20 protein-coding genes are annotated in these 24,059 nt (G+C 62.2%); 12 read left to right on the top strand and 8 right to left on the bottom strand.

Features of this window, described 5'->3' with window-relative positions:
• The first annotated feature begins 54 nt into the window (after nt 1-54).
• Complete coding sequence (locus ACF8FG_RS17795) at nt 55-345, top strand: hypothetical protein (protein ID WP_014591666.1); 291 nt, start codon at nt 55-57, stop codon at nt 343-345.
• Nucleotides 346-458: 113 nt separating this feature from the next.
• Complete coding sequence (locus ACF8FG_RS17790; protein WP_110159754.1) at nt 459-1,436, top strand: L,D-transpeptidase family protein; 978 nt, start codon at nt 459-461, stop codon at nt 1,434-1,436.
• A 133-nt stretch (nt 1,437-1,569) separates the two neighbouring features.
• Here ACF8FG_RS17790 and ACF8FG_RS17785 read toward each other — a convergent pair whose 3' ends face one another.
• Nucleotides 1,570-1,821, bottom strand: coding sequence for an Lpp/OprI family alanine-zipper lipoprotein (locus ACF8FG_RS17785; RefSeq protein WP_003250288.1), 252 nt, complete (start codon nt 1,819-1,821; stop codon nt 1,570-1,572).
• A 508-nt stretch (nt 1,822-2,329) separates the two neighbouring features.
• On the opposite strand from ACF8FG_RS17785, the gene ACF8FG_RS17780 reads away from it, so the two are divergent.
• The gene (locus tag ACF8FG_RS17780) at nt 2,330-2,611 is read left to right on the top strand and encodes a GNAT family N-acetyltransferase (protein WP_014591664.1); all 282 of its coding nucleotides are present in this window, start codon (nt 2,330-2,332) and stop codon (nt 2,609-2,611) included.
• A 69-nt stretch (nt 2,612-2,680) separates the two neighbouring features.
• Here ACF8FG_RS17780 and ACF8FG_RS17775 read toward each other — a convergent pair whose 3' ends face one another.
• Nucleotides 2,681-3,757 carry a 3-deoxy-7-phosphoheptulonate synthase gene (locus ACF8FG_RS17775; protein WP_014591663.1) on the bottom strand — a complete coding sequence of 359 codons (1,077 nt, stop codon included), beginning with the start codon at nt 3,755-3,757 and terminating at the stop codon, nt 2,681-2,683.
• A gap of 232 nt (nt 3,758-3,989) precedes the next feature.
• On the opposite strand from ACF8FG_RS17775, the gene ACF8FG_RS17770 reads away from it, so the two are divergent.
• The 3 genes from ACF8FG_RS17770 (at nt 3,990) to cysB (ending at nt 6,662) form a co-directional block, all read left to right on the top strand.
• Entirely contained in the window at nt 3,990-4,937 is a 948-nt protein-coding gene (locus ACF8FG_RS17770) for a putative 2-dehydropantoate 2-reductase (protein ID WP_318078900.1), read from the top strand.
• A 124-nt stretch (nt 4,938-5,061) separates the two neighbouring features.
• A complete protein-coding gene (locus tag ACF8FG_RS17765; RefSeq protein WP_003250295.1) occupies nt 5,062-5,559 on the top strand; it encodes a universal stress protein in 498 nt (165 codons plus the stop codon).
• Nucleotides 5,560-5,687: 128 nt separating this feature from the next.
• Nucleotides 5,688-6,662: an HTH-type transcriptional regulator CysB gene (gene cysB, locus ACF8FG_RS17760; RefSeq protein WP_010953293.1), complete on the top strand. Its 975-nt coding sequence runs from the start codon at nt 5,688-5,690 to the stop codon at nt 6,660-6,662.
• 169 nt (nt 6,663-6,831) lie between these two features.
• On the opposite strand, the gene ACF8FG_RS17755 is transcribed toward cysB, so the two are convergent.
• The 5 genes from ACF8FG_RS17755 to ACF8FG_RS17735 form a co-directional block, all read right to left on the bottom strand.
• On the bottom strand, nt 6,832-7,566 hold the full coding sequence (locus ACF8FG_RS17755; RefSeq protein ID WP_318078901.1) for a phosphoadenylyl-sulfate reductase: 735 nt from the start codon (nt 7,564-7,566) through the stop codon (nt 6,832-6,834).
• 78 nt (nt 7,567-7,644) lie between these two features.
• The gene (pabB, locus tag ACF8FG_RS17750; protein WP_392519000.1) at nt 7,645-8,985 is read right to left on the bottom strand and encodes an aminodeoxychorismate synthase component I; all 1,341 of its coding nucleotides are present in this window, start codon (nt 8,983-8,985) and stop codon (nt 7,645-7,647) included.
• Between the two features lie 208 nt (nt 8,986-9,193).
• Complete coding sequence (locus ACF8FG_RS17745) at nt 9,194-10,174, bottom strand: alpha-L-glutamate ligase-like protein (RefSeq protein WP_010953295.1); 981 nt, start codon at nt 10,172-10,174, stop codon at nt 9,194-9,196.
• Nucleotides 10,174-11,709, bottom strand: a complete 1,536-nt coding sequence (locus ACF8FG_RS17740; protein ID WP_014591660.1) for an inactive transglutaminase family protein — start codon at nt 11,707-11,709, stop codon at nt 10,174-10,176. The genes ACF8FG_RS17745 and ACF8FG_RS17740 overlap by 1 nt, the downstream gene beginning before the upstream one ends.
• Before the next feature lie 5 nt (nt 11,710-11,714).
• Nucleotides 11,715-12,251, bottom strand: a complete 537-nt coding sequence (locus ACF8FG_RS17735) for an ATP-dependent zinc protease (RefSeq protein ID WP_010953297.1) — start codon at nt 12,249-12,251, stop codon at nt 11,715-11,717.
• 306 nt (nt 12,252-12,557) lie between these two features.
• On the opposite strand from ACF8FG_RS17735, the gene ACF8FG_RS17730 reads away from it, so the two are divergent.
• From ACF8FG_RS17730 to prpD, 6 genes are all read left to right on the top strand, one after another.
• On the top strand, nt 12,558-13,274 hold the full coding sequence (locus tag ACF8FG_RS17730) for a GntR family transcriptional regulator (RefSeq protein WP_014591659.1): 717 nt from the start codon (nt 12,558-12,560) through the stop codon (nt 13,272-13,274).
• Nucleotides 13,271-14,161, top strand: coding sequence for a methylisocitrate lyase (gene prpB, locus ACF8FG_RS17725; protein WP_014591658.1), 891 nt, complete (start codon nt 13,271-13,273; stop codon nt 14,159-14,161). Before ACF8FG_RS17730 ends, prpB begins: the two co-directional genes overlap by 4 nt.
• 60 nt (nt 14,162-14,221) lie before the next feature.
• Nucleotides 14,222-15,349, top strand: coding sequence for a 2-methylcitrate synthase (prpC, locus tag ACF8FG_RS17720; protein ID WP_003250313.1), 1,128 nt, complete (start codon nt 14,222-14,224; stop codon nt 15,347-15,349).
• Between the two features lie 162 nt (nt 15,350-15,511).
• Nucleotides 15,512-18,100 (top strand): Fe/S-dependent 2-methylisocitrate dehydratase AcnD, encoded by a 2,589-nt coding sequence (gene acnD, locus ACF8FG_RS17715; RefSeq protein ID WP_019437326.1) that lies wholly within the window; start codon nt 15,512-15,514, stop codon nt 18,098-18,100.
• A 151-nt stretch (nt 18,101-18,251) separates the two neighbouring features.
• The gene (gene prpF, locus ACF8FG_RS17710; protein WP_017147771.1) at nt 18,252-19,442 is read left to right on the top strand and encodes a 2-methylaconitate cis-trans isomerase PrpF; all 1,191 of its coding nucleotides are present in this window, start codon (nt 18,252-18,254) and stop codon (nt 19,440-19,442) included.
• Between the two features lie 171 nt (nt 19,443-19,613).
• A complete protein-coding gene (gene prpD / locus ACF8FG_RS17705) occupies nt 19,614-21,098 on the top strand; it encodes a 2-methylcitrate dehydratase (RefSeq protein WP_019437437.1) in 1,485 nt (494 codons plus the stop codon).
• A 175-nt stretch (nt 21,099-21,273) separates the two neighbouring features.
• Here prpD and acnB read toward each other — a convergent pair whose 3' ends face one another.
• On the bottom strand, nt 21,274-23,883 hold the full coding sequence (gene acnB / locus ACF8FG_RS17700) for a bifunctional aconitate hydratase 2/2-methylisocitrate dehydratase (protein WP_019437438.1): 2,610 nt from the start codon (nt 23,881-23,883) through the stop codon (nt 21,274-21,276).
• Nucleotides 23,884-24,059: the final 176 nt, after the last annotated feature.

Here is a 24,059-nt window from a genome sequence, read left to right as displayed (position 1 = left end):
TTAAACGGGGCCGCCTTTGGGCTAATGTTGCGCCCCCCGTTTCGAGTGCTCCAAATGCCGCGCCCTGCCTGGTCCCTGTATGCCTATCAACTGATCGAGCCCGACGAGCAGCTCGACCTGTTCGCCTGCCAGGAAAGCCGCGTCCACCTCGTGGCCCGCCAGCTCGAGCTGGGCGTGCCGGTCGACCGTACTTTGTGTGGCGGCCTGCTGCCAGCCCAGCCGCGTTGGTCGGGGGTGCCGCGATCGATCTACCGCGATGGTCGCCTTTGTGAGCTGTGCCGTGCCATCCTCGATGCCCAGCGACGTGGCATGCGTCCGGTGTGGCCAGAGCTGCACGGCAGCTGAACGAAAAGCACCTTTCATCATCTGAAACGCTTGCAACGTGCCAATGCCTCCCGCTTGCATCGGCGCGGGTGTACAATCGATCCTCTTGACCCACCTTTCGAAGGATTTACCGGATGTTGCCGCGCTTTCCTGCCGTCACCCGTAGCCTGTCCCTGGCCGCCCTGTTGGTAGCGGGCCCCGCTGCTGCGCTGGAGCTGCCACTGCCACCGCCCGGTGAAGACATCGTCGGCCAAGTGCATGTGATCAAGGCAAAGTACGAGGACACGTTCGCCGATATCGGCACCGCGAACGACCTCGGCTACCTGGAAATGATTGCCGCCAACCCCGGCGTGGACCCTTGGCTGCCGGGCGCCGGCACCGAGATCATCCTGCCAACCCGTTTCGTTCTGCCGCCGGGCCCGCGCGAAGGCATCGTCATCAATCTGGCTGAGTACCGCATGTACTACTTCCCCAAGGGGGAGAGCGTGGTGTACACCTTCCCGTTGGGCATTGGTCGCGAGGGGTGGGGGTCGCCGATCGCCAACACCAAGATCACCGCCAAGACGCCCAACCCGACCTGGACGCCGCCCGCTTCGATTCGCAAAGAGCACGCCGAGGACGGTGATATCCTGCCAACTGTGGTGCCGGCTGGCCCGGACAACCCGCTGGGGCCGTTCAAGTTCACCTTGGGCGTACCGGGCTATCTGATCCATGGTTCGAACAAGAAGTTCGGTATTGGCATGCGCACCAGTCACGGTTGCTTCCGCATGTTCAACAACAACGTGCTTGAACTGTCGAAAATGGTGCCGGTGGGCACGCCAGTGCGCATCATCAACGAGCCTTACAAGTTCGGTATCAGCGCCGGCAAGGTCTATCTTGAGGCGCACACGCCGCTGGATGACCAGGGTAACCCGTCAGTGGTCGACAAACACACCGCAGTTATCAATGCCTTGCTCAAGCGTGAAGACCTGGCCAATAACCTACGCATGAACTGGGACATGGTGCGTGACGTGGTGGCTGCAGAAGATGGCATGCCGGTAGAAATTGCCGTGCCGGTGGAAAACCAAGGGGCCGCACCGATGGTGTCGAGCATTCCGCCCGAACTGCAGTAAGGTAATTTCGGCGTACCCAGGCCTGCCCTTAGTGCAGGCCTTTTCGTACCTGATGACCGCGTTTACCGGTTTCAAGGGCAATAAAAAAGCCGACCCACAAGTGGGTCGGCTTCTTAACAATCCGTGAGGATTATTACTTGCGGCTGGCTTTGTCCAGCATACGCAGGGCGCGCTCGTTGGCTTCGTCAGCGGTCTGCTGAGCCTTCTGAGCGGCTGCCATTGCGTCGTCAGCCTTACGGTAGGCTTCGTCAGCACGAGCTTGAGCGCGAGCTGCTGCGTCTTCAGTCGCAGTCAGACGAGCTTCGGTTTCTTTGGATACGCTGCTGCAACCGGTAGCCAGAACTGCGGCCAGAGCCAGAGCAGAGAATTTCAGAACGTTGTTCATCGTGTTCCCCTTCAAGGACTTTCTATTAAATAGCCATCTCTCAGGAAAGAGAAACTGGCCGGCGTACATAGTACCCATTACTTGTAGTAAGTAAACTGACAGAGCGCAAGAACTGCAAAAAAAATGTTGCTTGACTCCGCGCCGACAAGATTTGCGACGTGTCTGTGAAAAAAATCTGCAGGGTTCGCAAGCGGTTGTGCTGCAGGAACTTTTTTGTTGAACTAAGGGTGACTTTAACTGTCGATCAGCGTCTTAAGCCCTAGAACATCCGGTGGCTGTTGGGGCGGGCTTGGGAAAGTCACCCGGGCGGCGTTTCGACCTTTTTTAACCGCCACCACCTTGAGCATTCCCGCTCGGGGTGCCTACTATCTTGTGAGTGCCAGGCGATCCGAACGATTACAATCGTCCAATGGTCGAAGCGGCAACAGGTGGCGTAGAGGATTCTGTGCCGGATAAACCACCATCGGTTAAGGTAAGGGTCTGCCGAGAAGACCTGCGAGGAGTAGTGATGAGCGAAGCGCTGACCATCCACCATGACCAGGCCGGTCATCAGTTCGAGACCAACGTGGACGGTCATCGTGCCTACTTGACGTACATGGATCTGGGCAAGCAGACGCTGGACATCTATCGCACCTTCGTGCCCAACGCCCTGCGCGGCCGTGGGATCGCTGCCGCCCTGACCGAGCGGGCTCTGGAGTACGCCGATCAGATGGGTTACACGGTGATCCCGTCTTGCTCGTACGTGGAGCGTTACATGGAGCGCCAGCAGCGGCATTCGAGCAAGGCCTGAGCTGACGACAGGCACCAGACACAACAAAAAACGCCGGGCAGTGCCCGGCGTTTTTCATTCCCGCAATGTTCAGCCGCGCTTACGCTGCGGCAGCACATCCTTGAGCTTGGCATGCATGCTGCGCAGGGTTTTCTCGGTAGCCGACCAGTCGATGCAGGCGTCCGTGATCGACACGCCATATTGCAAATCGTCCAGGTTTTTCGGAATGGACTGACAGCCCCAGTTCAGGTGGCTTTCGACCATCAGGCCGATGATCGACTGGTTGCCTTCCAGAATCTGGTTGGCGACGTTCTCCATCACCAGCGGTTGCAGGGCCGGGTCCTTGTTGGAGTTGGCATGGCTGCAGTCGACCATGATGTTGGCCTTGATCTTGGCCTTGGCCAGGTCCTGTTCGCACAGGGCGACGCTGACCGAGTCGTAGTTCGGCTTGCCATTGCCGCCGCGCAGTACCACGTGGCCGTATGGGTTGCCCTTGGTGGTGACGATCGACACGCCGCCTTCCTGGTTGATGCCCAGGAAGCGGTGCGGCTTGGACACAGACTGCAGGGCATTGATGGCAACGGTCAGGCCGCCGTCGGTGCCGTTCTTGAAACCCACCGCCGAGGACAGGCCCGAGGCCATCTCGCGGTGTGTTTGCGATTCGGTGGTGCGGGCACCGATGGCCGACCAGCTGATCAGGTCTTGCAGGTACTGCGGCGAAATAGGGTCGAGCGCTTCGGTGGCGGTCGGCAGGCCCATTTCGGCCAGGTCCAGCAGCAGCTTGCGGCCGATGTGCAGGCCGTCCTGGATCTTGAACGAGTCATCCAGGTACGGATCGTTGATCAGGCCTTTCCAGCCGACGGTGGTGCGCGGCTTTTCGAAGTACACGCGCATTACCAGGTACAGCGTATCGGACACTTCTTCGGCCAGCACTTTCAGGCGCTCGGCGTATTCGTGGGCTGCCTTGATGTCGTGGATGGAGCAAGGGCCGACCACGACGAACAGGCGATGGTCCTTGCCGTCGAGAATATTGCGCACCACTTCACGGCCGGCAGTCACGGTCTGCAGGGCCTTGGCGCTGAGGGGGATTTCCTTCTTGAGCTGATCAGGGGTGATCAGGGTCTCGTTGGAGGCAACGTTCAAGTCATCGATCGGTAAATCAGCCATCGTGTTACTCGTCAGGTCACGGGTGCCGGCCGCCAACTATCCCCGTGCGGCCCAGCAGCAAGAATAATCGCAGCGGGGAGCCGAACCTTAGCGCGTTACAGATGGCACGACAATGGGCTGAACCCAGTCATTGTGGGGTTTTTACCTGAGCGAGGGTGTTGCGCGCGTATGGACTGCCCAGCGCTACGTAACCTGTGTAAAAAGAGTGCTGACCCTTTACCTGGAGATTGTCATGCATTCGCACCCCCCTCGCATCGGCATCATCGGCAGTGGCGCCATCGGCGGCTTTTATGGATTGATGCTGGCCCGGGCCGGTTTCGATGTGCATTTTCTGTTGCGCAGCGAGTACCAGGCCGTTTGTGAGCGCGGACTGAGCCTGGACAGTGCCGTGCATGGCGCACTGCACATGAATGTGCAGGCTTACGTCAGTGCCGCCGACATTCCGCCCTGTGACTGGCTCCTGATCGGGGCCAAGGCCACCAGCAACGAGCAGTTGGCACCGTTGATCGTCCAGGCTGCTGCGCCCGGCGCCAAGGTGGTGCTGTTGCAGAATGGCCTGGGTGTCGAGGAGCAGTTGCGTCCGGCCTTGCGCAGCGACATGCACCTGCTCGGCGGCCTGTGCTTCATCTGCGTCAACCGTCAGGCGCCAGGTGTAATCCGCCACCAGGCGCTGGGGGCGGTCAACCTGGGGTATCACAGTGGGCCGGCCACCGATTGCGGTGTCGCGCTGGTGAATGAAGGCGCCGGGTTGTTCCAGGCTGCGGGGATCGACTCGCAGGCCATGCCGAACCTGGCCTTGGCGCGCTGGCAGAAGCTGGTGTGGAACGTGCCTTACAACGGGCTGTCGGTGCTACTGGGGGCCAGCACTTCGCCACTGATGGCCGACAGCAATAGCCGCGAGCTGATACAGGCCTTGATGGCCGAGGTGGTGCAGGGGGCGGCAGCCTGTGGCCATGTACTGCCCGCGGGCTATGCCGAGCACTTGTTCCAGGTGACCGAGCGCATGCCCGACTACTGGCCGAGCATGTATCACGACCATGTCCACAAACGCCCGCTGGAGCTGGAGGCCATTTACGCCGAGCCGCTGGCACGCGCACGGGCGGCAGGCTGCAGCATGCCGCGCATTGAAATGCTGTACCAAGCGCTGAGTTTCATCGACAGCAGCGGCCGGCCGGCCTGAGGGTGGCCGAGGCTACGGCAGGGCCCTCCAGCCCACGGCAGCAGCGCGCCGGACGGCAAAGCGAGCGTCCGGCGCGCTGCTAAGCTGAAGCTTGCTCTGCCGCTGCGGCAGTCGAGGAGGTCGAATGATCCGCTCCATGCTGTACGCCACCGACCTCGGTGTCTACGCCCCTTTCGTGATGCAACACGCACTGGCCCTGGCGCGCACGTTCGGTGCCGAGTTGTATGTGATCCACGCGGTCGAGCCGATGGGCCAGTTCGCCGAATCCCTCCTGCAAAGTTACCTCGATGAGCAGACGCTCGATCAATTGCACAGCCAGGGGGTGAACACAGTGATGGCGAACATAGAGCAGCGTGTGCTGGAAAACTTTCGCGACGAGCTGGGCGAAGAGGCTGACCTGGCGGTGATCAAGGCCGTGCGTGTGCGGCAGGGTGACCCGGCGCAGGTGATTCTCGACCAGGCCCAGCGGCTAAGCGTCGACCTGTTGATATTCGGTAGCCACAGTGCCGGTGCCGGGGTGGATGTACCGCTGGGGCGCACGGCGGTGCGGCTGCTGCAGCTGTCGCCGGTGCCGGTGTACATGGTGCCCTTGGCGCAGCATCTGGGGCGTAGGAAAACGTGAAGATAGGTGCAGTCCATTTCCGTGGGCATGTAACAAAATAGTTCTAGATTTATTTCCAGAACCACTAATATAGTTATATATCGTCGCTGCCTGCTGCCGCGGACTCACCGCTGAACCGAGGGAAACCTATGAAGCTTCAACAACTGCGCTACATCTGGGAAGTGGCGCACCATGACCTCAACGTCTCCGCGACGGCGCAGAGCCTGTATACCTCCCAGCCAGGTATCAGCAAGCAGATCCGCCTGCTCGAAGACGAATTGGGTGTTGAAGTCTTTGCCCGCAGCGGCAAGCATCTGACCCGCGTGACCCCGGCCGGTGAGCGCATCATCAATACCGCAGGCGAAATCCTGCGCAAGGTCGAGAGCATCAAGCAGATTGCCCAGGAGTTCTCCAACGAGAAGAAGGGCACGCTGTCCATCGCCACCACCCACACCCAGGCGCGCTATGCGTTGCCGCCGGTTATCAGCAGCTTTATCAAGCAGTATCCGGAAGTGTCCCTGCACATGCATCAGGGTTCGCCCATGCAGATTGCCGAGATGGCTGCGGACGGTACGGTCGATTTCGCCATCGCCACCGAGGCGCTGGAGCTGTTCGGCGACCTGATCATGATGCCGTGCTACAAGTGGAACCGTTGCGTCGTGGTGCCACAGGGGCACCCGCTGGCCAAGCTGCCGAAACTGACCCTGGAAGCCGTCGCCGAATATCCGATCGTCACCTACGTGTTCGGCTTCACCGGGCGCTCAAAGCTGGATGAGGCGTTCAATCACCGCGGCCTCACGCCAAAAGTGGTCTTCACCGCGGCTGACGCCGACGTGATCAAGACGTATGTGCGCCTGGGGCTGGGCGTTGGTATCGTTGCCGGCATGGCTGTGGACGCCAAGCTCGACAGTGACTTGGTGGCGCTGGATGCCAGTGAGCTGTTCGAAGCCAGCATCACCAAGATCGGCTTCCGTCGGGGTACCTTCCTGCGCGGCTTCATGTGCGACTTCATCGAAAAGTTTGCCCCGCACCTGACTCGTGAAGTGATGGCCAAGGCCATTCAGTGCCATAACAAGCAAGAGCTGGAAGAATTGTTCGAAGGCGTCGAACTGCCGGTGCACTGATTCGGGGGTGATGGGGTCGCTGTGGGAGTAACGGCCCTTGCTCAATGTCTAAAAGCTGGCGCGATCCCTGTGGGAGCGGGCTTGCCCGCGAACACGGGCGAAGCCCGTGCCATCCACCGCGGTGTCTTCTTCGCGGGTAAACCCGCTCCTACAGGCCGCCCTAGCTATCTCAAGCCTTGCTGATCAGGTTGCCCGCATGCAACCCGCATTCCTTCTGCGTCGACTCTTCCCACCACCAGCGCCCTTCGCGCTCATGCTGGTTTGGCAGCACCGGGCGGGTGCATGGCTCGCAGCCAATGCTGATGAAGCCACGCTCGTGCAGGCTGTTGTACGGCAGCTCGAGCATGCGGATATAACCCCATACCTCTTCACTGCTCATCTGCGCCAGTGGGTTGAACTTGTACAGCGTGCGCTCAGGTGTGGAAAAGGCGCTGTCGATTTCCAGTGCCGCCACCTGGCTGCGGGTGCCTGGGCTTTGGTCGCGGCGCTGGCCGGTGGCCCAGGCGCTGACGGTGGCCAGCTTGCGTCGCAGCGGCTCGATCTTGCGAATGCCGCAGCACTCGCCATGGCCGTCCTTGTAGAAGCTGAACAGGCCCTTTTCCTTGACGAACGGGTCGAGCTTGGCGCGGTCGGGGCTGAGGATCTCGATCGGCAGGTTGTACTGTTCGCGTACCTGGTCGATGAACCGGTAGGTTTCCGGGTGCAGGCGCCCAGTGTCGAGGCTGAATACCTTTACCAGCTTGTTCAGCTTCCAGGCCATGTCGACCAGCACCACATCCTCGGCGCCGCTGAAGGAGATCCACAGGTCATCACCGAAGTGCTCGAAGGCAAGCTTGAGGATGTCCTGCGGGGACTTGTTGGCATAGGTCGCGGCCAGGGCGGCGACGTCGAAGGGTTGGCTCATCAGGCGGTTTCCATCTTGGCTGTGGCGCTGTGCGCTCGTAGTAGGGGGATGGTAACAAAAAACGTGGTCTGGATGGGCTCACAAGCCCTGCAGGGTCTGCATCAGCACCCGCACTTTGGCGATCGACTCTTCATACTCGGCCTGCCACTGCGAGTCGGCTACCACCGCCCCGCCGCCCCAGCAATTGACCTGACCATCTTTGATCAGCAAGCTGCGAATGGCGATCGAACTGTCCATTTCGCCGCGCACATCCACATACAGCAGCGAGCCGCAGTAAAGTGCGCGGCGCGCGGGTTCCAGTTCGTCGATGATCTGCATGGCGCGGATCTTCGGTGCGCCGGTGATCGAGCCGCCAGGGAAGCTGTCGCCGATCAGGTCCAGCGCATCCTTGTCGCTGGCCAGCTGGCCGGTGATGCTGCTGACCAGATGGTGCACGTTGGGGTAACTCTCCAGGCTGAACAGTTCCGGTACCTTCACTGAGCCAATCTCGCACGTGCGCCCCAGGTCGTTGCGCAGCAGGTCGACGATCATCAGGTTTTCCGAGCGGTCCTTCGGGCTGTGCAGCAGCTCTTGGGCATTACGCTGGTCTTCCGCCGGGTCGCTGGCGCGTGGGCGGGTGCCCTTGATCGGCCGGGTTTCCACCTGGCCCTGGCTGACGCGGATGAAGCGCTCGGGCGAAAAGCTCAGCAGGGTACTGCCGTCGGCCAATTGCTGGTAGCCGGAGAAAGGGGTCGGGCAGGCCTGGCGCAGGGCCTGGTAGGCCCGCCATGGATCGCCTTGGCAGGGCGCGCGAAAGCGTTGGGTGAGGTTGATCTGGTAGCAGTCACCGGCCTGGATGTAGCGTTGTGCCTGGTCGAAAGCGGTTTTGTATTGCTCCGGCTCCAGGTCACCGGCCATCGGCGCGAGCAGCCGGAAGTCGCCGGTGGTGGCGCTGGTGTCCTGGAACAGGCTGATAAGGCGTTCGCGTTCGTCGCCGGCCAGGCTCGGGTGGAACACCAGCTGGCTGGTGCCGAGCAGATGATCGCTGACCAGTGCCCAGGCATACAGGCCCAGTTGTGCGTCTGGCAGGCCCAGGTCGTCCACGGCCAGACTTGGCAGGTGTTCCAGGCGGCGGCCGAAGTCGTAGCTCAGGTAGCCGATCAGGCCCCCGGCAAAGGGCAGTTCTACACCGTTGGGCAAGTCGGCGTGGCCCAGTTGTGCCAGGCCAGCGCGCAGGCGCTGGAGGAAGGCGCGGCCATCTTCATCGGGCTGCGCCTGCAGTTGTTGCAGCGGCCAGGCGCTGAGCAGGTCGAAACGCCCGCGTTCGGCACCGGGGCGCGCGCTGTCGAGCAGGATCGCACCGGGGGCCTGGCGCAGGTGGGCGAAATAGGCGGCAGGGTCGGGCTGGTAGGGCAGGGGGTGTAGCGTGCAGGTCGGCATCAGTATGGACGGCGATGTAAAAGCGAGGAGGGCGATTGTAGTCCTGTGCAGGAAAAGCGCCTAGCGCTGGGTACGACATTCAACATTGTGTTTGGCCCATACGCAGCACAAGGCAGTTCCTGCAGGTTGAGCGAGGCGCTTGAATCAACTGCAGTGCTTGCAAGAGCAACCGTGTGCTGCGAATGGGCTGCAAGGCAGCCCCTGTATTTCAGCGGTTGGGCACATGCCCGAACAGACCCTGTGCTACCCGTACCCGCTGCTCGGCGTCTTCGGTCACACCCTCCTTGGCCAGTGCTTCGATGTGCGCCTCGATGGCATGAGTGCGCTGAGTCAGGCCGCAGTCGTTGGCAATCTGGATGTTCAGCCCCGGGCGGGCGTTGAGCTCCAGAATCAGCGGGCCCTTGTCCTGGTCAAGCACCATGTCCACGCCGATATAGCCCAGGCCGCACAGTTCATAGCAGCCAGCGGCCAGCTTCATGAAACCGTCCCAGTTCGGCAGTTGCACGCCGTCCACCGCGTTGGTGGTGTCCGGGTGCTTGCTGATGATGTTGTTCAGCCAGGTGCCGCGCAGGGTCACGCCAGTGGCCAGGTCGACACCCACACCGATGGCGCCCTGGTGCAGGTTGGCCTTGCCGCCAGACTGGCGAGTCGGAAGGCGCAGCATGGCCATCACCGGGTAGCCCATCAGCACGATGATGCGGATGTCCGGTACGCCTTCGTAACTGATGCTCTTGAATATCTGGTCCGGGGTCACGCGGTACTCGATCAGCGCGCGGTCGCGGTGCCCGCCGAGGGAGTACAGCCCAGTGAGGATGCTGGAAATCTGGTGCTCGATTTCCTCATGGCTGATGATCTTGCCCGACACTGTGCGGTAGCGGTCCTCGAAGCGGTCGGCGATTACCAGGATGCCGTCACCGCCGGCACCTTGCGCCGGCTTGATGACGAAATCGCTGCGACCGCCGATGATCTGGTCGAGCTTCTCGATCTCTTTTTCGGTCTCGATGATGCCGTACATTTCCGGCACATGGATGCCGGCCGCCAGTGCGCGCTCCTTGGTGATGATCTTGTCGTCGACGATCGGGTACAGGTTGCGCTTGTTGTACTTCAGCACATAGTCCGCGTTACGCCGGTTGATCCCCATGATGCCCCGGGCCTCCAGGGCTTTCCACGTCTTGATGAGGCCAAACATCAGGTGTCTGCCTTGTTCAGGAAGGCTTTGAAGCGCACGAGCTCGGTCAGGCGGTAGCCGCGATAACGGCCCATCGCCAGCATGAAGCCCACCAGGATCAGCAGCACCGCCGGGAAGGTGAACACGAAGTACACCAGCTCCGGCACCATCATCAGCAGGTGTGCCAGGGAGGCGGCGAACAGGGTGCCGATGGCCACTTTCATGGCATGGCCGCCACCACGCTCCTCCCAGGTGATCGACAGGCGTTCGATGGTCATGGTCAGGATCACCATCGGGAACAGTGCTACCGACAGCCCGCGTTCAAGGCCCAGCTTGTGGCTGAACAGGCTGATGGCGGCAATCAGCACCACGACGAAGGTCAATACCACCGACAGGCGTGGCAGCATCTGCAGTTTGAGGTGTTCCAGATACGAGCGCAGCGACAGGCCCAGGGCTGTGATCACCGTGAACAGCATGATACCGAAGCCCAGCTGGGTTTCGCGGAACGCCAGGGCGATCAGCACCGGGGTGAATGTGCCCAGGGTCTGGATGCCGATCAGGTTGCGCAGCACCAGGATCACCAGCACGCCGATCGGGATCATGACCATGATCATGAATGTTTGCTGGGTTTGCAGCGGCAGGCCGTACAGTGAGTATTCGAGGAAGTCGGCGTCGGTGTTCTCGTCGGTCAGCTTGGCCAGGCGGATGGCGTTCATCTCGCTGTTGTTCATGCTGAAGGTGACGGTGGCCTTCTTGCCGCCATCGACGGTGATCAGGTTGTCGTCACCGGTCCACCACAGCAGGCGGTCGCTCGGCAGGCCTTGCTCACCGGTGTCCGGGTTGAAGTACAGCCAGTCGTCGCCGTTGAAGCTGCGCAGCCACAGCTCTGGGGTTTGCGGGGTGTCGGCCAGCAGGCGGATGGTGTGCACCTTTTCCATCGGCACGTGGGCGATCGACAGCAGCAGGTCGATGACCTGGGCCTTCTTCATCGCCGAAGTGTCGCCGGCCAGCAGCAGCTTGACGTTGTCGTCGTTGAGGTTGTTGACCCGCTTGATGGTCTCGCTGACAAAGGTCTCGACGTCGGCCGAGTGCTGCCGTATAGGCGCCATCAGCGCTTCAGCGGCGATCTTCTCGGGACCCTCGACGGCCAGGCTGTCACGGAAGGTCGGGCCTTTGACCTTGGTCTTCTCGTTGCTGTAGCGCTTGGTCAGTACCAGGCGGTAGTAGAGGGTCTGGTTGCCACTGGCGCGACGTGCCGACCAGGTAACCTTGCGGTTGCCGTCGGCACGGTTGATGCTGACCCCGTAGTTGTTGGAGATGAAGCTCTCGTTGAGGCTGACGTAGTCGCGGTTCAGCGGTGGCACGAACATCTGCACCTTGACCGGGTCCTTGCTGCTGGCCACGAACTCGACCTTGGCGTCGATGTTCCACAGGTCGTCGGTTTCATCCTCGGTCACCGGGATGCCGAGCACGAAGATCTGATAAGCCGTGACCGCCACGCCCAATAGCACCAGCACGGTGATCAGGACTTTCAGATGGAGGGTAAGAGAGCGCATCGGGATTACTCTGCTTTGGGAGCGTCGGTGGCACAGGCAGGTTTGCCGGCCGCATATTTAAGGCTTGGGTCAACCAGTGCGTCGAAGTGCTTGAGCGCCTCGGAACCGATCAGCAGCGGGAACTGGAACGCGCTGCGGTCGGTGAGGTTGACTTCGATGGTGCGCCTGGTCTGGCCCATGCAGATTTCGAGTTCGATGACCGGGCGGGCCGTATAGGCCTTGCCCGATTCGGCATCATAGTCGCCGGCCCGGCGCTTGATCTTGCTGACGCGTGCCAGTGGGCGTTCGATCGGGTGCGAATGGGCCGCATCGATGGCGAGGTAGAAGCGCACCCAGCTTTCGCCATTGCGCTTGAACCGCTTGATGTCGCGGGCGCTGAGCGACGCGGTCTTGGCACCGGTGTCGAGCTTGGCGGCCACTTCCAGGTCCAGGTCGCCCAGATGTGCGTATTCGTTGAGACCATACACGGTCTTGCCCGCAGCCTGGCCAAGGGCCGGCAGCAGGGTGAGGCATAGCAGCAATAAAACGGGTGTAAGTCTCATATTCCTGGCGCGGTGCATTGCAAGGTTCTAGGCAAGGTTCAGGTCAAGGTGACTGGCAATTACTGCGCAAGCTTCCTCGTTTATCTGCCAACAGGCACGAATGCATGACAGACAGGCTATCCATACCCCATCGGAGGCGCGGCATTCTATCACGACGACGTCTTGACGCCAGCGGTGCGCGATCTGACAGCGTTGAAGTGGTGATAGTTCGCGATTAGACGATTGTCGACAATATTCATTTTGTCTTTGACTTGCTGGTCTTGTTTCGCTAGTTTCTGGCCAAGAGTTTTAAAAGGTGTCGACAATATGCAGGACCTTCCCACCCCCGGCCCGGTGCTGACAGACGAAACGGAAACCCTCTCCGAAAACGTCTTCCGACGCATCCAGGCGGCCATTGTCAAGGGTGATATCGCCCCCGGCAGCAAGATTTCCGAGCCGGAGTTGGCGCGCACCTATGGCATTAGCCGCGGGCCGCTACGCGAGGCTATCCACCGCCTTGAAGGCCAGCGCCTGCTGGTGCGCGTGCCGCATGTGGGCGCGCGGGTGGTATCGCTCAACCACGCCGAGCTGATCGAGCTGTACGAAATTCGCGAGTCGCTGGAAGGCATGGCCTGCCGCCTGGCCGCCGAACGCATGAGCCAGGCCGACATCGACGAACTGCGCCGGGTGCTCGACACCCATGAGCGCGATGCCGCGTTCCAGGCCGGCCTGGGCTACTACCAGCAGGAAGGCGACTACGACTTCCATTACCGGATTATTCAGGGTAGCGGCAACCAGACCCTGGTCAAGATGCTCTGCGGCGAGCTGTACCAGCTGGTGCGCATGTACCGTATCCAGTTCTCTGCCACGCCTAACCGGCCACGCCAGGCCTTTGCCGAGCACCATCGCATTCTTGATGCCATCGCCGACCGTGACGGCGAACTGGCCGAACTCCTGATGCGTCGCCACATCGGCGCGTCCAAGCGCAATATCGAGCGTCACTACCTGGACGCCCACAACAACAGCACACGAGGTGAGAAATGACAGTCAAGAGCACCCCCGGTCAGCGTTTCCGTGAGGCCGTTGCCGCTGAACATCCGCTGCAGGTGGTTGGCGCCATCAACGCCAACCATGCCCTGCTGGCCAAGCGCGCCGGCTTCAAGGCCATCTACCTGTCAGGTGGCGGCGTGGCCGCCGGCTCCCTGGGCCTGCCAGACCTGGGCATCACTGGCCTGGATGACGTGCTCACCGACGTGCGTCGTATCACCGACGTGTGCGACCTGCCGTTGCTGGTGGATGTCGACACTGGCTTCGGCGCTTCGGCCTTCAACGTTGCCCGTACCGTGCGTTCGATGAGCAAGTTCGGCGCTGCGGCCATCCATATCGAGGATCAGGTTGGCGCCAAGCGTTGCGGCCACCGTCCCAACAAGGAAATTGTCAGCCAGCAGGAAATGGTTGACCGTATCAAAGCTGCCGTGGACGCCCGCAGCGATGACAGTTTCGTGATCATGGCGCGTACCGACGCGCTGGCCGTCGAAGGCCTGAACGCCGCCCTGGACCGTGCCGAGGCGTGCGTCGAAGCCGGCGCTGACATGATCTTCCCGGAAGCCATTACCGAACTGCAGATGTACAAGACTTTCGCTGATCGGGTGAAGGCACCGATCCTGGCCAACATCACCGAGTTCGGTGCCACGCCGCTGTACACAACCGAAGAGTTGGCCTCGGTCGACGTGTCGTTGGTGCTGTACCCGCTGTCGGCGTTCCGCGCCATGAACAAGGCAGCCGAGAACGTGTATACAGCGCTGCGCCGTGATGGCACGCAAAAGAACGTGATCGACACCATGCAGACCCGCATGGAGCTTTACGATGCCATTGGTTATCACGCCTTCGAGCAGAGCCTCGATGCACTGTTTGCCCAGAAGAAGGGCTAAGCGCTAGCGCCCGAATTAGCCAGAAAGCATCCATAACAAATTCAAGAAAGGAGAAACACCATGGCCGAAGCAAAAGTACTCAGTGGCGCAGGCCTGCGTGGCCAGGTGGCCGGCCAGACTGCACTGTCGACCGTGGGCCAGGCCGGTGCCGGGCTGACCTACCGTGGTTATGATGTGCGTGACCTGGCCGCCGGTGCCGAGTTCGAAGAAGTCGCCTACCTGCTGCTGTATGGCGAGCTGCCAACCCAGGCCGAGCTGGCCGACTACAAGCGCAAGCTCAAGGGCCTGCGTGACCTGCCGCAAGCCTTGAAGGAAGTGCTTGAGCGCATCCCGCGCGATGCCCACCCGATGGACGTGATGCGCACCGGTTGCTCGGTACTGGGCACCCTCGAACCAGAACTGACCTTCGAAGCCCAGCGCGACAAGACCGACCGCCTGCTGGCGCTGTTCCCGGCCGTGATGTGCTACTGGTACCGCTTCACTCACCATGGCGTACGCATCGACTGCACCACTGATGAAGACACCTTGGGTGGCCACTTCCTGCACCTGCTGCACGGCAAGAAGCCGAGCGAGCTGCACGTCAAGGTCATGAACGTGTCGCTGATTCTCTACGCTGAACACGAATTCAACGCCTCGACCTTCACTGCCCGCGTCTGCGCCTCGACCCTGTCTGATTTGTACTCCTGCGTTACCGCAGCCATCGGCTCGCTGCGTGGCCCGCTGCACGGCGGTGCCAACGAGGCTGCGATGGAGCTGATCGAACGCTTCCAGAGCCCGCAGGAAGCCACCGCCGAGCTGCTGCGCATGCTCGAGCGCAAAGACAAGATCATGGGCTTTGGCCATGCCATCTACAAAGAGTCCGACCCGCGCAACGAGGTGATCAAGGGCTGGTCGAAGCAGTTGGCTGACGAAGTGGGTGACAAGGTGCTGTACCCGGTTTCCGAAGCCATCGACAAGACCATGTGGGAGCAGAAGCGCCTGTTCCCCAATGCCGACTTCTACCATGCCTCGGCGTACCACTTCATGGGCATTCCGACCAAGCTGTTCACCCCGATCTTCGTCTGCTCGCGGCTGACCGGCTGGGCGGCGCACGTCTTCGAGCAGCGCGCCAACAACCGCATCATCCGCCCGAGCGCCGAGTATGTCGGCGTCGAACAGCGCCAGTTCGTGCCGATCGAGCAGCGCTGAATAGCTATAGAGAGGCAACCCGTTCCCCTTGTGGGAGCGGGCGTGCCCGCGAATGCACCCGGCCTTGCAACCACTGTGCACCTGCTGACGCATTCGCGGGCACGCCCGCTCCCACAGGTACGGTGAAACCTTCCGAATCCTGTGACCGAGCCTGATTCCATGATGAACACTGCATACCGCAAGCACCTGCCAGGCACCGACCTGGACTACTTCGATGCCCGCGCGGCGGTCGAGGCGATCAAGCCCGGCGCCTACGACGGCTTGCCTTACACGTCCCGCGTGCTCGCCGAGAACCTGGTGCGCCGCTGCGATCCTGCTACGCTCGACGCCTCGCTGAGCCAGCTGATCGAACGCAAGCGCGACCTCGACTTCCCGTGGTTCCCGGCCCGCGTGGTGTGCCATGACATCCTCGGCCAGACTGCGCTGGTCGACCTTGCCGGCCTGCGTGACGCCATTGCCGACAAAGGCGGCGACCCGGCCCAGGTCAACCCGGTGGTGCCGGTGCAACTGATCGTCGACCACTCGCTGGCCGTCGAGTGCGGTGGTTTCGACCCGCAGGCCTTCGAAAAGAACCGTGCCATCGAAGACCGCCGCAACGAAGACCGCTTCCACTTCATCAACTGGACCAAGAAGGCGTTCAAGAACGTCGACGTGATCCAGCCGGGCAACGGCATCATGCACCAGATCAACCTGGAGAAGATGTCACCGGTGGTCCACAGCGACCGTGGCGTCGCCTACCCGGACACCTGCGTCGGCACCGACAGCCACACGCCGCATGTCGATGCACTGGGTGTGATCGCCATCGGCGTAGGTGGTCTGGAAGCCGAAAACGTGATGCTCGGCCGCGCCTCCTGGATGCGCCTGCCGGAAATCGTCGGCGTCGAGCTGACTGGCAAGCTGGCCCCGAACATCACCGCCACTGACCTGGTACTGGCCCTGACCGAGTTCCTGCGCAAGCAGAAAGTGGTCGGCGCTTACCTGGAGTTCCATGGTGAAGGTGCCCGCGCCCTGACCTTGGGCGACCGCGCCACCATTTCCAACATGGCCCCGGAATACGGCGCCACGGCGGCGATGTTCGCCATCGACCAGCAGACCATCGACTACCTGCGCCTGACCGGCCGTGAAGAGCAGCAGGTCAAACTTGTGGAAACCTACGCCAAGGCCACCGGCCTGTGGGCTGACAGCCTGGGCGGCGCGGTCTACGAGCGTACCCTGAGCTTCGACCTGTCGAGCGTGGTACGCAACATGGCCGGCCCGTCCAACCCGCATGCCCGCGTCGCCACCAGCGACCTGGCAGCCAAAGGCATCGCCGGCAGCTGGGAAGAAGTGCCGGGGCAGATGCCGGACGGCGCGGTAATCATCGCTGCCATCACCAGTTGCACCAACACCAGCAACCCGCGCAACGTGATTGCCGCAGGCCTGATTGCGCGCAATGCCAACAAGCTGGGCCTGACCCGCAAGCCGTGGGTCAAGTCGTCGCTGGCACCCGGCTCCAAGGCCGTGCAGCTGTACCTGGAGGAAGCAGGGCTGGAGAAGGAGCTGGAGCAACTTGGCTTCGGCATCGTCGCCTTCGCCTGCACCACCTGCAACGGTATGTCCGGCGCCCTGGACCCGGTGATCCAGCAAGAAATCATCGACCGCGACCTGTACGCCACTGCCGTGTTGTCGGGTAACCGCAACTTCGACGGGCGTATCCACCCGTACGCCAAGCAGGCCTTCCTGGCCTCGCCACCACTGGTGGTGGCCTATGCCATTGCCGGTACCATTCGTTTCGACATCGAGAAGGATGTGCTGGGCGTGGTCAATGGCAAGGAAATCCGCCTCAAGGACATCTGGCCCAGCGACGAAGAAATCGATGCGGTGGTACGTGCAGCGGTCAAGCCGGAGCAATTCCGCAAGGTGTACATCCCGATGTTCGCCATCGAGGAAGACCGCGGGCCGAAAGTTGCGCCGCTGTATGATTGGCGCCCGATGAGCACCTACATCCGCCGCCCTCCCTACTGGGAAGGTGCCCTGGCCGGCGAACGCACGTTGCGTGGCATGCGCCCGCTGGCGGTGCTGCCGGACAACATCACCACCGACCACCTGTCGCCGTCCAACGCCATCATGCTCGACAGCGCCGCCGGCGAATACCTGGCGAAAATGGGCCTGCCGGAAGAAGACTTCAACTCCTACGCTACCCACCGTGGCGACCACCTGACCGCCCAGCGCGCCACCTTCGCCAACCCCAAGCTGTTCAACGAAATGGTGCGCAATGAAGATGGCAGCGTGAAGCAGGGCTCGCTGGCGCGTATCGAGCCGGAAGGCAAGGTTACCCGCATGTGGGAGGCGATCGAGACCTACATGCAGCGCAAGCAGCCGCTGATCATTGTCGCCGGTGCCGACTACGGCCAAGGTTCGTCCCGTGACTGGGCGGCCAAGGGCGTGCGGTTGGCCGGTGTCGAGGCGATCGTGGCCGAAGGCTTCGAGCGTATTCACCGCACCAACCTGGTAGGCATGGGGGTATTGCCGCTGGAGTTCAAGCCGGGGACCGACCGCAAGACCCTGGGCCTGGATGGCAGCGAAACCTATGACGTGCTGGGTGCGCGTACGCCACGGGCGACCCTGACCCTGGTGGTTACCCGTGCCAATGGCGAGCGCCTGGAAGTACCGGTGACCTGCCGTCTGGACACCGCCGAGGAAGTGTCGATCTACGAAGCGGGCGGGGTGCTGCAGCGCTTTGCCCAGGACTTCCTCGAAGCGACCGCCTGAGCATGAATCGGGGGCCGCTGTGCGGCCCTTTCGCGACACAAGGCCGCTCCCACAACGGGCGGCGCAGTACCTGTGGGAGCGGCCTTGTGTCGCGAAAGGGCTGCAAGGCAGCCCCAGGGTATTTCACCGGACTATCAGGATGCCCAAGAAAATGGCACATGTACCCCAGATCAAAATCCCCGCCACCTACATCCGCGGCGGCACCAGCAAAGGCGTGTTCTTCCGCCTGCAAGACCTGCCCGAGCAGGCGCAAATTCCAGGTCCCGCTCGCGATGCGCTGCTGCTGCGGGTAATCGGCAGCCCCGACCCTTACGGCAAGCAGATCGATGGCATGGGCGGCGCCACGTCGAGCACCAGCAAGACGGTGATCCTGTCGCAAAGCATCAAACCCGAGCACGATGTCGACTACCTGTTCGGCCAGGTCAGCATCGACAAGGCTTTCGTCGACTGGAGCGGCAACTGCGGCAACCTGTCCGCTGCGGTCGGTTCGTTTGCCATCAGCAGTGGCCTGGTCGACCCGGCGCGTATTCCGCGCAACGGTATCGCTACCGTGCGTATCTGGCAGGCGAATATCGGCAAGACCATCATCGCCCATGTCCCGATCACTGAAGGTGAAGTGCAGGAAACCGGCGACTTCGAGCTGGACGGGGTGACCTTCCCGGCGGCCGAGGTGCAGCTGGAGTTTCTTGACCCAGCAGCCGATGAAGACGGCGGTGGCGGTGCCATGTTCCCCACCGGCAATCTGGTCGATGACCTGGAAGTGCCGGGGGTCGGTACGTTCAAGGCGACCCTGATCAATGCCGGTATCCCGACCATTTTTGTCAATGCTGCCGATATCGGCTACACCGGTACCGAACTGCAGGACGCCATCAACGGCGATCCGCAGGCGCTGCTGCGCTTCGAGACCATTCGCGCCTACGGCGCCGTGCGCATGGGGCTTATCGACAACGTCGACCAGGCTGCCGGGCGTCAGCACACGCCGAAAGTGGCGTTCGTCGCGCCGCCGAGCACCTACACTGCCTCCAGTGGCAAGGCGGTGCAGGCCGGTGAGATCGACCTGCTGGTGCGGGCCTTGTCGATGGGCAAGTTGCACCATGCCATGATGGGTACGGCTGCGGTGGCAATTGGCACTGCGGCGGCCATTCCGGGCACGCTGGTCAACCTCGCCGCTGGCGGGGGCGAGCGCAGCGCTGTGCGTTTCGGTCATCCTTCGGGCACCCTGCGGGTCGGGGCCGAGGCACGCCAGGTGAATGGTGAGTGGACGGTAACCAAGGCAATCATGAGCCGTAGTGCTCGCGTGCTGATGGAGGGCTGGGTTCGCGTGCCTGGCGACAGCTTCTAACGCACCACTGGCGCTCGGCTTTAGTTCGTTGGGGCCGCCAAGCGGCCCTTCGCGGGCTTGCCCGCTCCCACAGGGTAACCACAGGTTCTGAATGCTGTGGTCAACCTGTGGGAGCGGGCAAGCCCGCGAAGGGCTGCACGGCAGCCCCGGCAATTCTGAAGGGAGCTGGATATGAGCGCCAACGTAGACCTCAACGACCGCCCGGATTACGACCGGGTGCTACAAACCCTGGCCGATTACGCCCTCGGCTACCGGGTCGAATCCCGCGAGGCCCTGGACACCGCGCGCAACTGCCTGATGGACACCCTCGGTTGCGGCCTTCTCGCCTTGCGCTTCCCTGAGTGCACCAAGCTCCTTGGCCCCCAGGTGGAAGGCACGCTGGTCCCGAATGGTGCTCGCGTCCCCGGTACCTCCTATCGCCTCGACCCGGTCAAGGCCGCCTGGGACATTGGCTGCACGGTGCGCTGGCTGGACTACAACGACACCTGGCTGGCCGCCGAATGGGCTCATCCCTCGGACAACCTTGGCGGCATCCTGGCAGTGGCTGACCACCTGTCACAGAAGCGTGTTGCCGCGGGTGAAAAGCCACTGCTGATGCGTGAGGTGCTCAAGGCCATGGTCATGGCGCATGAGATCCAGGGCGTGCTGGCGCTGGAAAACGCCTTCAACCGTGTCGGTCTCGATCACGTGATCCTGGTGAAGGTCGCCTCGACCGCCGTATGCGCCAGGCTGATGGGGGCCAACCGTGAGCAGATGCTCTCGGCCTTGTCCCACGCCTTCGTTGACGGCCAGGCCCTTCGAACCTATCGCCACGCGCCCAACGCCGGTTCGCGCAAATCCTGGGCTGCGGGCGATGCCTCCAGCCGAGGTGTACGCCTGGCCGACATCGCCTTGCGTGGGGAGATGGGCGTGCCGGGCGTGCTCACGGCGTCGCAGTGGGGGTTCTACGATGTTTCGTTCAGCCATACCAACAAAGACCTGGCGCTCAAGCCCGCCGGGCAGTACGAGCTGCGCCTGCCCCAGGCGTTGGGCAGCTATGTGATGGAAAACGTGCTGTTCAAGGTCAGTTTCCCTGCAGAGTTCCACGCCCAGACTGCCTGTGAGGCAGCAGTAACCCTGCATCCACTTGTGCGTAATCGTCTGCATGAAGTCGACCGCATCGTCATCACCACCCAGGAATCGGCGATCCGCATCATCTCCAAGAGCGGCCCGTTGGCCAATGCCGCCGACCGTGACCACTGTCTGCAATACATGGTGGCCGTGCCGCTGATCTTTGGCTATCTGGTGGCCGAGCATTATGAGGACGCCTTCCATGCCAACCACCCAAGTATCGATCGCTTGCGCGAGAAGATGGAGGTGGTGGAAGACCCGCGCTTCAGTCGCGAGTACCTGGAGCCGGACAAGCGTTCGATCGCCAACGCGCTGCAGGTGTTCTTCAAGGATGGCAGCAGCACCGAGCAAGTGGTGGTGGAATACCCGATCGGGCATCGGCGGCGGCGGGGGGAGGGGATACCGTTGCTGGAGGCCAAGTTCAGGGCCAACCTGGCGACCCGCTTTGCCCGGCAGCGGTGTCAGCAGGTTTTCGAACTGTGCAAGGACCAGCAGAAGCTGGAAGGCACGGCTGTGCACAGGTTCGTCGACTTGTTTGTGATATGAGGTGGCCTGTGCCGGTCGCTTCGCGGCTAAAGCCGCTCCTACAAGGGCATGTGCAGGTCTCGAACACCGTGGGAGCCCTGTAGGAGCGGCTTTAGCCGCGAAGCGGCCGGCACAGGCCAAAACAACAAAGCCCCGGCATCGCTGCCGGGGCTTTGTTTACAACCTGTAACTCAGCTTACGCTTGGACCACCGGGATCTTGGCGTTGGCTGCCGCTTCGCGGAACTCGGCGATCTGGTCGAAGCTCAGGTAGCGGTAAACGTCGGCAGCCATGCTGTCGATGTCTTTCGCGTACTGCATGTACTCTTCGACGGTCGGCAGTTTGCCGATGATCGAAGCGACAGCGGCCAGCTCGGCCGATGCCAGGTACACGTTGGTCGCGTCGCCCAGACGGTTCGGGAAGTTACGGGTCGAGGTGGAGACCACGGTCGAACCGGTCTGCACACGTGCCTGGTTGCCCATGCACAGCGAGCAGCCTGGCATTTCCATGCGTGCACCGGCCTTGCCGTAGATGCCGTAGTAGCCTTCTTCGGTCAGCTGGTGAGCGTCCATCTTGGTTGGCGGAGCCAGCCACAGACGGGTCGGAATGCCACCCTTGACCTTCTCCAGCAGCTTGCCGGCAGCGCGGAAGTGACCGATGTTGGTCATGCACGAACCGATGAACACTTCGTCGATCTTCTCGCCTTGTACCGAAGACAGCAGGCGCGCATCGTCCGGGTCGTTCGGCGCGCAGAGCACAGGCTCTTTGACGTCGGCCAGGTCGATTTCGATGATTTCGGCGTATTCGGCATCGGCGTCGGCCGACAGCAGCTCAGGCTTGGCCAGCCAGGCTTCCATGGCCTGGGCACGGCGCTCCAGGGTGCGGGCATCGCCGTAGCCTTCGCCGATCATCCAGCGCAGCAGGGTGATGTTGGACTGCAGGTACTCGGCGATGGCCTTTTCCGGCAGCTTGATGGTGCAACCGGCAGCGGAACGCTCGGCCGAGGCGTCGGACAGCTCGAAGGCTTGCTCGACGGTCAGTTCGTCCAGGCCTTCGATTTCCAGGATGCGGCCGGAGAAGGCGTTTTTCTTGCCTTTCTTCTCGACGGTCAGCAGACCCTTCTGGATGGCGTAGTAAGGGATGGCATGAACCAGGTCACGCAGGGTGATGCCTGGCTGCAGTTTGCCCTTGAAGCGCACCAGGATCGATTCTGGCATGTCCAGTGGCATGACGCCGGTGGCGGCAGCGAAGGCCACCAGGCCGGAACCGGCCGGGAACGAGATGCCGATCGGGAAGCGGGTGTGCGAGTCGCCACCGGTACCTACGGTGTCAGGCATCAGCATGCGGTTCAGCCAGCTGTGGATGATGCCGTCGCCCGGGCGCAGCGACACGCCGCCACGGGTGCGGATGAAGTCTGGCAGGGTGTGGTGGGTGGTGACGTCGATCGGCTTCGGATAGGCCGCGGTGTGGCAGAACGACTGCATGACCAGGTCAGCAGAGAAGCCCAGGCATGCCAGGTCTTTCAGCTCGTCGCGCGTCATCGGGCCAGTGGTGTCCTGGGAGCCGACGGTGGTCATTTTTGGCTCGCAGTAGGCGCCTGGGCGCACGCCCTGGCCTTCTGGCAGGCCACAGGCACGGCCGACCATTTTCTGCGCCAGGGTGAAGCCCTTGCCGGAATCGGCAGGCTGCTCTGGTTTCTTGAACAGGTCGGAAGCACCCAGGCCCAGCTCGGCACGGGCTTTTTCGGTCAGGCCACGGCCGACGATCAGCGGGATACGGCCGCCAGCGCGGACTTCATCCAGCAGCACTTCGGTTTTCAGCTCGAAGGTGGTGACCAGCTCGTCGCTGTCGTGACGGCGTACTTCACCTTTGTATGGGTAAACGTCGATGACGTCGCCCATGCCCAGGTTGGTGCAGTCGAATTCGATCGGCAGGGCGCCGGCGTCTTCCATGGTGTTGTAGAAGATCGGGGCGATCTTGGTGCCGAAGCAGAAGCCACCGGCGCGCTTGTTCGGCACGTAAGGGATGTCGTCGCCGAAGAACCACAGTACCGAGTTGGTAGCGGATTTACGCGAGGAACCGGTACCGACCACGTCGCCGACATAGGCAACCGGGAAGCCCTTGGCCTTGACGGCTTCGATCTGGGCCAGCGGGCCGACCGAACCAGGCTGCTGCGGTTCGATGCCGTCGCGGGCCATTTTCAGCATGGCCAGGGCGTGCAGCGGAATGTCAGGGCGCGACCAGGCGTCCGGGGCAGGCGACAGGTCGTCGGTGTTGGTTTCGCCAGGCACCTTGAACACGGTCAGGGTGTACTTGTCGGCGATGGCCGGGCGCGAGGTGAACCACTCGCCGGCAGCCCAGGAGTCCAGGACGGCCTTGGCGTGCGTGTTGCCGGCCTTGGCTTTTTCGGCCACGTCGTGGAAAGCATCGAACATCAGCAGGGTGTGCTTGAGCTGTTCGGCCGCGACGGCGCCCAGTTCGGCGTCATCCAGCAGTGCGACCAGCGTTTCGATGTTGTAGCCGCCCTGCATGGTGCCCAGCAGTTCGGTGGCGTGCTTGCGGTCGATCAGTGGCGACTTGGCTTCGCCCTTGGCGACGGCGGAGAGGAAAGCGGCCTTGACGTAGGCAGCTTCGTCGACCCCTGGCGGTACGCGGTTGGTGATCAAGTCTACGAGGAAGGCTTCTTCGCCGGCCGGCGGGTTTTTCAGCAGCTCGACCAGGCCTGCAGTTTGTTCGGCGTTCAGCGGCTGGGGAACGATACCCAGGGCGGCGCGCTCTTCGATGTGTTTGCGGTAGGCTTCAAGCACAGTTATTTCCCTCATCAGTGGTCCCTAAAGGGGGTCCGGGACGCTTATCCAGCATTCAATGCACCCATGCGCTGCCGCGGCTTTGTGGGCCGCCCAACCAGGGTCGCAAGGAATCCTTACAGAAGCTGCTTTCAAAGTTTTACGCCTGCAGAACGGGGACTGATGAGGGCTGGCGC

The organism is Pseudomonas sp. YQ_6 (genome assembly GCF_043103245.1).
GTDB classification, from domain to species: Bacteria; Pseudomonadota; Gammaproteobacteria; order Pseudomonadales; family Pseudomonadaceae; genus Aquipseudomonas; species Aquipseudomonas alloputida.
The sequence above is the reverse complement of the archived record's forward strand: the minus strand, read 5'-3'. Positions and strand labels throughout refer to the sequence as shown.